A 13,177-nucleotide genomic window follows, 5' to 3' on the forward strand; every position below is an offset into this window, starting at 1 on the left:
TAAGGAGTATTGGGGTGTCGAGTACTGATGATGAGCAGCTGGCCGAGTTCAAAGACTGGTGGCAGCGTAACGGCAAGCCCCTGGTTACTGGCGGCCTGCTGGCTTTAGTGGTGGTGTTCGGCTGGCAAGCCTGGACCAAGTATCAGGCCAACCAGTCCCAGGGCGCCTCGATTCTCTACCAGCAACTGCTGGAAACCACGCTGACGCCTGACGGCAAGCCTGACCCTGCCCAGGTGGCAGACCTGGCCGGCAAGCTGAAGAACGAATTTGGCGGTACTGCCTACGCCCAATACGGTAGCCTGTTCGTCGCGAAAGTCGCGGTCGACACCGGCAAGCTGGATGACGCAGCCACCGAGCTGAAGGCCATCGCCGACAAACCGACCAACCCGACCCTGGGTGAAATCGCACGTCAGCGCCTGGCTCAGGTATTGGCGGCACAGAACAAGGCTGACGAAGCACTCAAACTGCTCGACGGCGATGCTGACAAGGCATTTGTAGCCACTCGTGAAGAGCTCAAGGGCGACCTCCTGGTCCAATTGGGTCGTACCGACGAAGCCAATGCTGCGTACCAAAAAGCCAAGGCGGCGCTGTCTGATGAAGCGGCGGTCGGTGGCTTACAAATCAAGCTGGACGACTTGGCCAAAGGGGATGCGTGACGTGATCCGTTGGAAACATGCAGCATTGCTGGCTCTGGCCGTTCTGGCCGCGGGTTGCAGCAGCAACAGTAAAAAAGAACTGCCTCCGGCCGAGCTGACCACCTTCAAAGAAGAAGTGGTCCTGCAAAAGCAATGGAGCCGCTCCATCGGCGACGGCCAGGGCGACACCTACAACATGTTGGTCCCGGCAATCGACGGTGACAGCATTGTGGCCGCTGACGTCACCGGCGTGGTGGTCTCCATGGATCGCATGAACGGCGACGTGAAGTGGAAGAAAGACCTCGAATTGCCAGTGTCCGGCGCCGTAGGCGTGGGTTATGGCATGGTCATGCTCGGCACGCTGAAAGGCGAAGTCGTGGCGCTGGACTCCAGCACCGGTGAAGAAAAATGGCGCGCTCGCGTGACCAGTGAAGTGCTCGCACCGCCTGCCACCAACGGCGATATCGTCGTGGTGCAGACCCAGGACGACCGTGTCATCGGCCTTGACGCCAGCACTGGCGAACAGCGCTGGTTGTACGACAGCACACCCGCGGTATTGACCCTGCGCGGCACCAGTGGTCCGATTGTGACCAACAATCTGGCCGTTGCGGGCCTGTCGACCGGTAAAGTGGTCGCCCTGAACACCCAGAACGGCGTGCCGGCCTGGGAAACCCGTGTGGCTATCCCGCAAGGTCGTTCCGAGCTGGACCGCGTAGTGGACATCGACGGCGGCCTGCTGCTGTCGGGCGAAACCCTCTACGTCGCCACTTACCAGGGCCGCGTTGCCGCACTGGACCTGCAGAGCGGTCGCGTCAACTGGCAGCGTGATGCTTCCAGCTACGCCGGTGTCGCCCAAGGGTTCGGCAGCGTCTACGTAAGCCTGGCGTCCGGCACCGTTGAAAGTGTCGACGAGCGTTCCACCACTGCATTGTGGAGCAACGACTCCCTGGCCCGTCGTCAACTGTCGGCCCCGGAAGTCTTCTCCAGCTACGTAGCGGTAGGCGACTTCGAAGGTTATCTGCACCTGCTGAGCCAGGTGGACGGTCGCTTTGTAGGTCGTGAGCGTATCGACAGCGACGGCCTGCGTGCCCGTCCGCTGGTGGTGGGTAACATGCTTTATGTGTTTGGCAACAGCGGCAAGCTGGAAGCCCTGACCATCAAGTAAGAACTATGCTTGGGGTAACACCCAGGCGGCCCCGCTTCGGCGGGGCATGCGGCATTTGAATATGCTGCCCCGAGCACCAGCCGCTGCCATGCAGCGGCTTTTGTATTTTCTGAAATAACGAAGTGGAGAGCCGCATGGTTCCCGTAATCGCCCTGGTGGGCCGACCTAACGTCGGCAAGTCCACCTTGTTCAACCGCCTGACCAGGACTCGCGACGCCATCGTCGGCGACTTGTCCGGTCTGACCCGTGATCGCCAATACGGTGAGGCAAAGTGGCAAGGGCGCTCCTACATTATTGTCGACACCGGTGGTATCTCCGGTGACGAGCATGGCATGGACGAAAAGATGGCCGAGCAGTCGCTGCTGGCCATTGAAGAAGCCGATGTCGTGTTGTTCCTGGTGGACGCCCGCGCGGGCTACACCGCTGCCGACCAGATGATTGGCGAGCACCTGCGCAAGCGCAACAAGCGCTCCTATCTGGTCGCCAACAAGATCGATAACATCGATCCTGAGGCGGCCCGTGCCGAGTTCAGCCCGATGGGCCTGGGCGACGCGATCCCGGTCGCCGGTGCCCACGGCCGCGGTATCACCCAGATGCTGGAAATCGCCCTGCGCGATTTCCCCAAGGATGATGCCGAGGAAGAAGAGGGCGAGGAGGAGATCGTCGCCGAAGGTGAGGAAGCCAAGCGCATTCCTGGCCCGAGCGAAAAAGACGGTATCAAGATCGCCATCATCGGCCGCCCGAACGTGGGCAAGTCGACCCTGGTCAACCGCATGCTCGGTGAAGACCGTGTAATCGTGTATGACCAGCCCGGCACCACCCGCGACAGCATCTACATCCCGTTCGAACGTAACGACGAGAAGTACACGCTGATCGACACCGCTGGTGTGCGCAAGCGCGGCAAGATCCACGAGGAAGTTGAAAAGTTCTCGGTGGTGAAAACCCTGCAGGCGATCAAAGACGCCAACGTGGTGATCTTTGTGATGGACGCCCGCGAAGGCGTGGTGGACCACGACCTCAACTTGCTCGGCTTTGCCCTGGAAGCCGGTCGCGCCCTGGTGATTGCGATCAACAAGTGGGACGGCATGACGCCGAGCGAGCGTGATTTCGTCAAGATCGAGCTGCAGCGTCGTCTGTTCTTCGTCGAGTTCGCCGATATTCACTTCATCTCGGCACTGCACGGCACCGGCGTGGGCAACCTCTACGCGTCCGTACAGAACTCGTTCAAGTCCGCGGTCACCCGCTGGCCGACCAACCGCCTGACCCAGATCCTGGAAGACGCCGTTGGCGAGCACGCGCCGCCAATGGTCAACAACCGCCGGATCAAACTGCGTTACGCCCACTTGGGGGGTGCCAACCCGCCGATTATCGTGATCCACGGTAACCAGATCGAGAAGGTGCCGAAGTCCTACGTGCGTTACCTGGAAAATACCTACCGCCGTGTCTTGAAGCTGGTGGGTACGCCGATCCGTATCGAGTTCAAGGGTGGCGAGAACCCATACGAAGGCAACAAGAACACCTTGACTGACCGTCAGGTGAACAAGAAGCGTCGTTTGATGACTCACCACAAGAAGGCCGACAAGAAGCGCCGCGACAAGAAATAATCGCCGCTTCACGTGGTCAGCGACACGCTGCAAGAGAGGGCTCCTTTGGAGCCCTTTTTTGTGCGCGACGGTTTGTGCCTTGACCCCATGCAGCCGGCAGCTTAAAACTTGGGGCTCACCTGCAGGGGCCTCCGATGATCACCAGTAAGTTGCCAAATGTCGGCACGACCATTTTCACCACCATGTCGCAACTCGCTGCCGAAACCGGCGCGCTCAATCTATCCCAGGGTTTTCCCGACTTCAACGGTCCTCAGGGTTTGCTCGATGCGGTGGGCAAGCATATTGCCCTCGGGCATAACCAATATGCGCCGATGACCGGCCTGCCGGTGTTGCGTCAGCAAGTGGCGGCCAAGATCGCCCGCAGCTATGGCGCCACGATGAATGCCGACAGTGAAGTGACCATCACGCCCGGCGCCACCGAGGCGATCTTCTGCGCGATCCAGGCGGTGATCCGCAGCGGCGATGAAGTCATCGTGTTCGACCCGTGCTACGACAGCTATGAGCCCTCGGTCGAGCTGGCCGGTGGCCGCTGCGTGCATGTGCAACTGAGCCTGCAGGGTTTTGCCCTCGACTTCGAACAGATCAAGGCCGCGCTCTCAACGCGCACACGCATGATCATCCTCAATACCCCGCATAACCCGACCGGCGCGCTGATCAGCCGTGCCGAGCTGGACCAACTGGCCGAACTGATCCGCGACCGCGATATCTACCTGGTCAGCGATGAGGTCTACGAGCACCTGGTGTTTGATGGCGTGCCCCATGTCAGCGTGCTGGCCCATGAAGAGCTGTACCAACGCGCGTTTGTGGTCAGTTCCTTCGGCAAGACGTACCACGTCACCGGCTGGAAAACCGGCTACGTGGTCGCGCCGCCGGCGCTGACGGCCGAACTGCGCAAGGTGCATCAATATGTCAACTTTTGCGGCGTGACCCCGCTGCAGTACGCTTTGGCGGACTTCATGGCCCAACACCCGGAGCACGTCGAGGAACTGCCGGCCTTTTACCAGGCCAAGCGCGATCTGTTCTGCGACCTGCTGGCGCCGTCGCGTTTCAGCTTTACCCGAGTGGCCGGCACCTACTTCCAACTGGTCGACTACTCACAGATTCGCCCGGACCTGGATGACGTCGCCATGTCCCTGTGGATGACCCGCGAGCATGGCGTGGCGACGATTCCGGTCTCGGTGTTCTACCAGCACCCACCGCAAGGCCAGCGCCTGGTGCGCCTGTGCTTTGCCAAACGCGAGGAGACGCTGCAACAAGCAGCTGAAAAACTATGCGTGATCTGACTGCATTGCCCGACCTCAACATCGCCCTGGTCCAGACCAGCCTGGCCTGGCACGACCGCCAGGCCAACCTTGAGCATTTTGAATTGCTGCTGGAGCAGGCCCGCGGCGCTGACCTGGTCGTGTTGCCGGAGATGTTCACCACCGGCTTCTCGATGGAATCCGAAACCCTCGCCGAGCCGGAAAGCGGCCCAACCCACCGTTGGTTGCAAACCCAGGCGGCGAAGTACAACGCGGTGATCACCGGCAGCGTGATCATCCAGGCCGCCGACGGCAGCCACCGCAACCGCCTGCTGTGGGCGCGGCCGGACGGTGAGGTGCTGCATTACGACAAGCGTCACTTGTTCCGCATGGCGGGCGAGCATGACCACTACACGCCTGGCGAGCGCCAGGTGCAGTTCGAATTGAAGGGCTGGCGCATTCGCCCGTTGATTTGCTATGACCTGCGCTTCCCGGTGTGGAGCCGTGATGCCCAGGACACCGACCTGCTGCTGTACACCGCCAATTGGCCCGGTGCGCGGCGACTGCATTGGAACCGCCTGCTGCCGGCGCGGGCGATTGAAAACCTGTGCTATGTGGCGGCGGTGAATCGGGTCGGTACGGACGGCAAAGGTTTTGCCTACACCGGAGACAGCCAGGTGCTGGATTTCCAGGGTGAGACCTTGCTAAGTGCAGGGGAGGCGGATGGGGTGTTTCAAGTGTGCCTGGAGGCGGCTGAGCTGGCGGCGTATCGCAGCAAGTTTCCGGCTAACCTGGATGCCGATCGCTTTGAGTTCCTCTGATACACCGCCTTCGCGAGCAAACCCGCTCCCACATTTTGATTTGTGAACACAGTCAAATGTGGGAGGGGGCTTGCCCCCGATGAGGCCCTCACAGCCACCACAACTATAAAGCCCAACAAAAAGGCCCCTGAGTTCTCACCCAGGGGCCTTTTGCATTTCAGCGGTAAGTGCTTACGCCGCTTTCGCTTCCTGTTGGCTCAGCGAACGGTTCAGCGCGCTGAACAGCGCCTTGAAGCTGGCCGTGGTGATGTTTTCATCAATGCCCACACCGTGCACCGGGCGCTCGCCATTCACGCGCAATTCGATGTAGGCCGCCGCCTTGGCATTGGTGCCAGCGCCGATGGCGTGCTCGTTGTAGTCCATGATCTCTACACCAATCGGCAAGCCAGCCACCAGCGCTTCCAGGGCGCCGTTACCTTTGCCTTTCCAGTGCAGGTTGGTTTCGCCCTGGCCCTTGCCCGAGACTTCGACCTCGACAAAGCTGTTGCCGTTTTCTTCCTGCAGGCGATGGCTGACCAACGCGTACGGGGTGTTGGCTTGCAGGTATTCACGCTGCAGCAAGGCGTAGATCTGCGGTGCGGTCATCTCCAGGCCCACGCGGTCGGTTTCGGCCTGCACCACCTGGCTGAATTCGATCTGCATGCGGCGCGGCAAGCTGATGTCGTATTCCTGCTCCAGCAGGTAGGCGATACCGCCTTTGCCCGACTGGCTATTCACGCGAATCACTGCCTCGTAGCTGCGGCCGATGTCCGCCGGGTCGATCGGCAAGTACGGCACTTCCCACAACGCGTCGGCTTTCTGCTGGGTGAAGCCTTTGCGGATGGCGTCCTGGTGGGAGCCGGAGAACGCGGTGTGCACCAGATCGCCCACGTACGGGTGACGTGGGTGTACCTGGATCTGGTTGCACTCTTCGACGACTTTGCGCACGCCGTCGATGTCGGAGAAGTCCAGCTGCGGGTCGAGGCCCTGGGTGTACATGTTCAGTGCCACGGTGACCAGGTCGACGTTACCGGTACGCTCGCCGTTGCCGAACAGGCAGCCTTCGACGCGGTCGGCGCCGGCCATCAGGCCCAGCTCGGTGGCAGCCACGCCGGTACCACGGTCGTTGTGGGTGTGCAGGCTGATGATCACGCTGTCACGACGGTTGATATGGCGACCGAACCACTCGATCTGGTCGGCATAGATATTCGGCGTGGCGCATTCGACGGTGGCGGGCAGGTTGAGGATCATCTTGTGCTCAGGCGTCGGGTTCCACACCTCGATCACGGCGTCACACACTTCCTTGGCGAACTCCAGCTCGGTTGCGCTGAAAGTCTCCGGGGAATATTCGAAGGTCCACTGGGTTTCCGGCTGCTGGGCGGCGTATTTGACGAACAGCTTGGCCGCGTTGACCGCGATGGCCTTGATGCCGTCCTTGTCCTGATTGAACACGATGCGGCGGAACGACGGCGAGGTCGCGTTATACAAGTGCACGATGGCTTTCTTGGCGCCGCGCAGGGATTCGAAGGTGCGTGCGATCAAGTCTTCACGGCCCTGGGTCAGCACCTGGATGGTGGTGTCCTCGGGGATGTGGTTGTCTTCGATCAGGGTGCGCACGAAGTCGAAATCGGTTTGCGAAGCGGCCGGAAACGACGCTTCGATTTCCTTCACGCCCACCGCAACCAGGGTCTTCCAGAAGCGCAGCTTTTTCGCGGCGTCCATTGGTTCGATCAGCGACTGGTTGCCATCACGCAGGTCGGAGCTGCACCAGATCGGCGCTTCAGTGATGGTTTTCGACGGCCAGGTGCGGTCCGGGATATCGATGGTCGGGAACGCGCGGTACTTCGAAGACGGGTCTTTGAGCATGCTCATCGGGAAATCCTTTGTTGTAAGGGCCGAGAAAAGGCGGCCTGCCGTAGAACTGTTATTGGGGATGCTGCTTTTTTGAAGGGCGAGGCAGATCGATTCAGCCTGGCAGTCGTGCGCTGACGAGGCACAGGCTGCGGTGCTGGCGGAGCTGAATGAGGGTGTGAGAGGTTTTCATAAGCTCAACCCTAACCGCCGGGGTGAAAGATGGCAAGCAGTCGAGAAAAATTGGTAGGTTTTTTTGGTGTTGGAGTATTTGCGAGGTTTTATAGCGCGCTTAAATGAATATTTGTATTTTTATTGCGTCATGTTTTCAGTTGTCGCAATGATTCCAGTCAACATGAATGGGCGCGAGGCTTACTGCTTTGCGCCCATTTATCGGAGCGATTATTTGATCAAGGCGCTTTCAGGTAGGGGTCAACGTTTTGGTAGATCTGATAGTCGCCTACCTGATCGCTCAAGGTAATCCGCTGCCCTCTGTCAATGTGCGGCGTATCAGACTTTTTGCCCACACTGCTGGCACCGCGACCGGCATCATACACGCCAATTCCCGTGCCTCCCGTGAGCTCCGCAATTCCGGGGACCCCTTGGGTTGTGTTGATATGCCTTCTGCCGACCACGGCAATCCATTTTTCACCTTCAGGTGTTTGGCCGATCACCTTGCTGGCAAAGTAGTTGAACTCTTTCAGACGGTCGTTGGTGTGCCGCAGGTTATTGGCGTCATCTGAAGGGCTACGGGTTGAGTGCATCGTCAGGTGCTCGTGCTCCAGGCCTACGACTTTAATGCCATATTTATCGGCAGCTTTAAACACATCCTGGCGAGTAGGAATGGTGCGTATATAGTTAGGGTTTTTCGGTGCGTCGGGAAGCAGATCCATGTCCGCTGCCGTGTAACCTTCATTACCACTCCAGATTCCCCCCTCCAAATAAAGGGTCTTAACGCCGTTTTTTGCGTACATCTCCATATTTTTTATCAGCAGCACGTTGGTGGAAACTTGGTTATGTTGTTCACCAAATACAAGGCCGTTTGAAGTAATGAGCGCTTCGCGCGTCGTTTCGGAGGGGGTTGAGTTGGCCGTGGAGGCTGGCATGTCGGGTCGGGGTGCGGGGGAAGCTGCATGCCGGGCGTAGAATTCATTCATCCCATCCCTGAACCATCGGCCGGCCTGGCCTCTCAAGCCTCGGTAAAGTGTGAGATCAGGGCCGCCTGAGAGCAGATTGTCAACGTAGTTCATCGGCCAATTACTTTGCTGCCTGCGTTGTGCGCCACGCCTGCCGCCAGGCAGTTCGCTTACTCGCCACTCCCCATTGCCGGTGGATGTCATCGTCGCGACCTGTCGTCGGGTAGCGGGGTTGATTACCCGTACCGTTGTCCCTTCGAACTTGTAGACAGGACTGATTTCATAGAGCCGGCTGACATTGGTGCTATCGGTATATCGAATAAAACTGCGGTGACCTGAGGGGCCGTCCACCAGGTAGATGCCATTTTTCGGGGTAGACCCGCTATTCAAAAGTGTTTCAGGAACAGCGTTATCGCTGAGATTGGGACGCGCGACAGGTTCAGTATGTTTCGTTTGGGCCCCCGGTCTGCTTGCGGGCGCGCGCGCAGTGTGCGCCGCAGGGCGAGCATTAATTGCCTTGCGCGCCTGCATCACGGGGCGTAATCCGCTGTGTCTGATCAGTTTCTGACCCGTCGCTGCGACAGTAAAGTCCGAGTACACGCCTCCCCAGCCATGCGGACTTTTCAATAAGGTCGGCAGGCTTTTACCCTGTGCACGGAGAGCTTTTATCGCTGCCTTGGTCAAGCGAGTGGTTGTTGAGATGCCTTTTCCTATGACGGGCACCAGTTCCAGAAGATTCGAACCGACTTCGACACCGAACATCAACTTGTTATAAGTTGATTCGGTATTAACTTCGGCATTGCTGGTGGTTGCGGCGTTGGTTTTGCCTATTAGGGAGGCCAGTTGTTGCCTGTAAAGAGTGTCGAGCAGGGGACGCTTCATGGGCTGTAGCGAAAGACCCTCTTCATGCGCGCGCGCGGCTCGGGCTACCAAGTCCAAAGGCACGAACTGGGTCAATTTTGAAATGAGTTTGTATTTATCCGTCGGCGTTGTTCTATCGGTGATGTAGCTTCGCCACTCGGGCTTTTGCAGCAGTTTCTGCAGGCTGTCCTGGCTGACTAACTCTCGAAACGTCAGCCCGTCGGGTGCATTGGGAGTGTATAGCACCAGGGAGGGGTGCGCAGGCGACTGGATAACAAACGTTCCCTCAATCTCCTTGCCATTCTCGACCAAGATGCTGCTGCGTATTTCGTGCCCTTCAACCGTTGGCCAAGTGCTCGGGTCTGTGTGATTAATCACTGCGTTGACCCATTCGGCGCTGCGTTTTTTCGACGGGTCTTCGGTCAATGTCGCGTGATAGTTTGTGGGGTCAAGACCTGCCAGAAAGGCGTCTTTTTTCAGGTTGGCCAGCTTGCTTGCGTGCCACGTGTCACGCAACCCTCGCGCGCCTGCTGCATCAGGTGACATTTCATTTAAGAGGTGCTCCGGGTACTTCCCGCCGACATCGAGCGGGCGGATCAGATCTTCGAGTGCTTTCGTATCCAGGGAGAGGGCATTGCCTTGGGCATCCCGTATATCGTTGTCGTTGGCATCGACAAGCTTGGCGGTCATGCTTTTTTGGGAGTAACGCGTGGCGCTGCCAGCATCCCATTCGTCGAGATTTTTCAGTGAAAGGTCAGTTAACGACATCGTTTGTGTGGATACCTGGCTGCCCCCAAGTCTACCGGTGTGGACAATGTCTCTGGATTGTATGCGCACCATGATTTTGTCAGGGTCGATACCTGCATGTGGGTATCGCTCCTGGAGCCTGGCTTGCAACGCTTTGGTCAATTGCGTCTTGGCAAAGTCCGGCAGGGTGGGAATTTTTTTCAGTAATGGGGCAAGTGTTTCGTTGCTTTGCTGCTCCTTCTCTTCCAGGTTCAGATAAAACACTTTCTGTGTGGGCGTCAGGGTTTTCAACCATTCGGGTTGCTGATTTTCTTCAAGCTTTTGATTGCGGGCGAGTAGGGAGTTGGTGCCGTCGAACTGAAATGACACATCCACCGCATCCTCAATAGCCGTTTTGATTCGGAGGTCGTTCAGAGGGTTTGGATGCAGAATCTCATTCTCTGGAAACAGGCCCGTGTTGATCGCCGTGCGAACCTTTGACTCTTGCCCCTCCATTTGCCTGACAAGCCACTCGGCTGCCACGTCGCCTTCGAGCGGTGCAAAACGTCGCAGCAGTTGGTCGCCTTGAGAGCTCTGCCCTGAAAGCGCCGAGTTCGGGTTCAGTGGGGGAGCGTCGTCAAGATTACGGTCGAGCTTTTCTGCCAGTGCCTGGAGTGCCTTATCCGGAGTTTCGAACTCTTCAAATCCATCCTCATTGGTGTGGATCACCACAGGCCCGTTCAGATGATTGCCTTCGATATTTTTTGTGCCATCGGGCCAATGGGGAGAAGAGGATGACGAACCATCGCTGGTGGTGATCATGAACGCCCCCGGCAGTAGGCTCCCCGTCTCGGTATTGTCATTGACTCTGATCGGATACAGACCGGGCCGCGCGCCGTCGCTGAAGGCACATTCCCGTGCGTCAAGGGTAGGGTACTGAAGTGCTGCATCAATCAGTTTCTTGCCCCCCGTGCTAAGCGATCCGTCCCGCGTCAGCAGGGCCGCTTCGGTGGAGAGCATCTCTTTGTACTTAGCCAGTATTTGGTTTTGGGGAGACGCGGTATTTTTTTCGGAAGCACGTTCCCGTGTCCAGAACGTTCTGTTGGCTGCCGCAAATCCAGGCGCGATACCGGCGGCAAGCGTACGCAAAGAACCAAGATTTTTAAGTTGTTTGTCGCCGACATAGAAGCCGGACTCAACGGCAGGGTTTTCTTCAGGGCCTTCTTGCCCTCCGATGACCTTGGCATCGAGCTCTTGGATTTTCCTGGTCAGGGCTGACAGTAAAGGCTCACTGGAAACCAGTGTCTTTTTCCCATCTGCTCCAGTGCGGTAAATGTTGAAAGCGACCGCGTCTATATTGAGCGGTCGCTGTTCCGGCAGGGCCTTTTCAAGGTGTTGTTGCAAGAACTGTCCCAGGCTCGGTTGCTGACCCTGCAAGGTAGCAATATCTTTATTCAGGCTTTCGTACTGAACCAGCAGCTTCTGCGTATCACTGACTTTGAAGTGCCTGGTAAGGTCATTCCCTTGTGGCTCGACCGGCCTTATACCCCGAACATTAGGCCAGTTCACCGCGCCGGGTGGCAGAGGCGGGAAATCAGTTGTTTGCGAGTTATTCGTGGTCGCGCTCGCCAGCGCGAGGGGGGGTGGCAAGTGTGCGTTTATTGAGATGGGTTTCGTTGAATTCGGGTCAATAAGGCGAGTTGTCACGACGCGTATTTCCGGCGGAGAACTTCAATCCATCGGTGTTCAAGCTAGAGCGATCCATTCCTTTCGCGTATGGGATACGTGGCTCGCCCCCGTAGTTTCGTTCCTTCGCAGAATGTAGGCTTTAATCGCGGCGCACGCGGCCACCCTCTGCAAAGCAGATAGTCTTTTGAGGGCGGTGGATTTTTGTGCAGTGTGGGGGAAGCGCGCCCTATACGAACGCTTAAGGTGTAAACGCCCCTATAAAGATCGCCGGGTCGACCCGTGCGTCGTTCAGGCTGACATTCCAGTGCATGTGTGGCCCCGTCGCTCGGCCCGTCGCGCCGACCTTGCCGACCACCGCGCCGCGCGTCAGTTGGTCACCGACCTTCACGTCGATTTTCGACATGTGGCAGAACATGCTGATGAAGCCCTGGCCATGGTCGACGAACACGGTGTTGCCGTTGAAGAAGTAGTTGCCCACCAGGATCACCTTGCCATTCGCCGGCGTCTTGATCGGCGTGCCGGCGGGTACGGCGAAATCCAGGCCCGAGTGGGGGTTGCGCTCTTCACCGTTGAAGAAACGGCGCACGCCGAACTTGCTCGACAGCGGCCCGTTCACCGGTTTGTCCAGTACCAGGTTGCTCGGCAGGTTCGGGCTGAAACTGCGGTAAGCCTTGATCTGTACCGCCAGCTCCGCCTCGATGCGCTTGAGTTGCGCCGGCTCGGGGTTGACCTGGCTTTTGTTTTTCAGGGTGATGCGCTGTTCCGGGTATTTTTTGTAGCCAACGATAAACGGCAGGGTGCGCCCACCGCTGCTGATGCGCTCGTTGCCCGGCTTGACGGTCAACGGGATGCCGACAATCGCCAGCCAGGTGTCCTGCTCCTTGACCACCAGCACCGGCTTGCCTTGGTAAGTGGCTTTCGGCGCGGCGGCCGCAGGGCCCAGTTCGACCACGGCCACACCGCCCGGCACGGGTTTGTTCAGGGTGCGGGTGATGTAGCTGTCGGCGTGGGCATTGAAGGCGAGGCACAGCAGCATCAACAGGCTAAAGAGACGTGGCATCAATCAATCCAATAACGAAAGGGTAACGGGCGTCAGGTGGTTGTCTTCCACCCGCACTTGCAATTGGCCTTCACCGAGGCGCGCGGTCAGGCGTTGGCCGGTGTGGGTTTGCGCGGCATTGCGAATCGCCTGGCCGCGCTCATCCAGCAAAATGCTGTAGCCACGGCCCAGGGTCGCCAGCGGGCTGACCACCTGCAACGTTTGCACCTGGCTTTGCAGTTGCAGGCGGCGCGCTTTGAGGCCTTCGCGCATGGCGCGCGGCAGGCGTTCGGCGAGGCTGTCCAGGCGCTGGCGCAGCAAGGCCAACTGGCGGCCGGGGTGCTGGCCGGCGAGGCGGGTTTCCAGGCGGATCAAACGCTCGCGACGGGTATTGAGGCTGCGCTCGAAGGCACGGCGCAGGCGCATGTCC

9 protein-coding genes are annotated in these 13,177 nt (G+C 58.7%); 5 read left to right on the plus strand and 4 right to left on the minus strand.

Going from position 1 to position 13,177, the window contains the following annotated elements:
- Window positions 1–14 precede the first annotated feature (14 nt).
- The 5 genes from WBR57_RS08595 to WBR57_RS08615 all read left to right on the plus strand — a co-directional run bounded on the left by WBR57_RS08595 (window position 15) and on the right by WBR57_RS08615 (window position 5,466).
- Window positions 15–656 carry a YfgM family protein gene (locus WBR57_RS08595; protein WP_424083461.1) on the plus strand — a complete coding sequence of 214 codons (642 nt, stop codon included), beginning with the start codon at window positions 15–17 and terminating at the stop codon, window positions 654–656.
- Window positions 649–1,800: an outer membrane protein assembly factor BamB gene (gene bamB, locus WBR57_RS08600; RefSeq protein WP_424083462.1), complete on the plus strand. Its 1,152-nt coding sequence runs from the start codon at window positions 649–651 to the stop codon at window positions 1,798–1,800. Before WBR57_RS08595 ends, bamB begins: the two co-directional genes overlap by 8 nt.
- A gap of 134 nt (window positions 1,801–1,934) precedes the next feature.
- Window positions 1,935–3,404 (plus strand): ribosome biogenesis GTPase Der, encoded by a 1,470-nt coding sequence (gene der / locus WBR57_RS08605; protein ID WP_053135513.1) that lies wholly within the window; start codon window positions 1,935–1,937, stop codon window positions 3,402–3,404.
- Between the two features lie 134 nt (window positions 3,405–3,538).
- The gene (locus WBR57_RS08610; protein ID WP_424083463.1) at window positions 3,539–4,687 is read left to right on the plus strand and encodes a pyridoxal phosphate-dependent aminotransferase; all 1,149 of its coding nucleotides are present in this window, start codon (window positions 3,539–3,541) and stop codon (window positions 4,685–4,687) included.
- Window positions 4,675–5,466: an amidohydrolase gene (locus WBR57_RS08615; protein WP_424083464.1), complete on the plus strand. Its 792-nt coding sequence runs from the start codon at window positions 4,675–4,677 to the stop codon at window positions 5,464–5,466. Before WBR57_RS08610 ends, WBR57_RS08615 begins: the two co-directional genes overlap by 13 nt.
- A 171-nt stretch (window positions 5,467–5,637) precedes the next feature.
- Here WBR57_RS08615 and leuA read toward each other — a convergent pair whose 3' ends face one another.
- From leuA to WBR57_RS08635, 4 genes are all read right to left on the minus strand, one after another.
- Window positions 5,638–7,317 (minus strand): 2-isopropylmalate synthase, encoded by a 1,680-nt coding sequence (leuA, locus tag WBR57_RS08620; protein WP_083356880.1) that lies wholly within the window; start codon window positions 7,315–7,317, stop codon window positions 5,638–5,640.
- A gap of 389 nt (window positions 7,318–7,706) precedes the next feature.
- Window positions 7,707–11,726, minus strand: a complete 4,020-nt coding sequence (locus tag WBR57_RS08625; protein WP_424083465.1) for a dermonecrotic toxin domain-containing protein — start codon at window positions 11,724–11,726, stop codon at window positions 7,707–7,709.
- Window positions 11,727–11,946: 220 nt separating this feature from the next.
- Window positions 11,947–12,768 carry a peptidoglycan DD-metalloendopeptidase family protein gene (locus WBR57_RS08630; protein ID WP_424083466.1) on the minus strand — a complete coding sequence of 274 codons (822 nt, stop codon included), beginning with the start codon at window positions 12,766–12,768 and terminating at the stop codon, window positions 11,947–11,949.
- Window positions 12,769–12,771: 3 nt separating this feature from the next.
- A partial coding sequence (locus WBR57_RS08635) for an exodeoxyribonuclease VII large subunit (protein WP_424083467.1) occupies window positions 12,772–13,177 on the minus strand: 406 nt, incomplete at its 5' end.

Origin of the sequence: Pseudomonas sp., assembly GCF_049590575.1 — a bacterium.
Lineage (GTDB): Bacteria > Pseudomonadota > Gammaproteobacteria > Pseudomonadales > Pseudomonadaceae > Aquipseudomonas.

Bases quoted from the DNA above. Each gene is read 5' to 3' on its own strand.
- WBR57_RS08615 (WP_424083464.1), top strand. From the start codon at position 4,675: ATGCGTGATCTGACTGCATTGCCCGACCTCAACATCGCCCTGGTCCAG.
- leuA (WP_083356880.1), bottom strand. From the start codon at position 7,317: ATGAGCATGCTCAAAGACCCGTCTTCGAAGTACCGCGCGTTCCCGACC.
- bamB (WP_424083462.1), top strand. From the start codon at position 649: ATGCGTGACGTGATCCGTTGGAAACATGCAGCATTGCTGGCTCTGGCC.
- WBR57_RS08630 (WP_424083466.1), bottom strand. From the start codon at position 12,768: ATGCCACGTCTCTTTAGCCTGTTGATGCTGCTGTGCCTCGCCTTCAAT.
- der (WP_053135513.1), top strand. From the start codon at position 1,935: ATGGTTCCCGTAATCGCCCTGGTGGGCCGACCTAACGTCGGCAAGTCC.
- WBR57_RS08610 (WP_424083463.1), top strand. From the start codon at position 3,539: ATGATCACCAGTAAGTTGCCAAATGTCGGCACGACCATTTTCACCACC.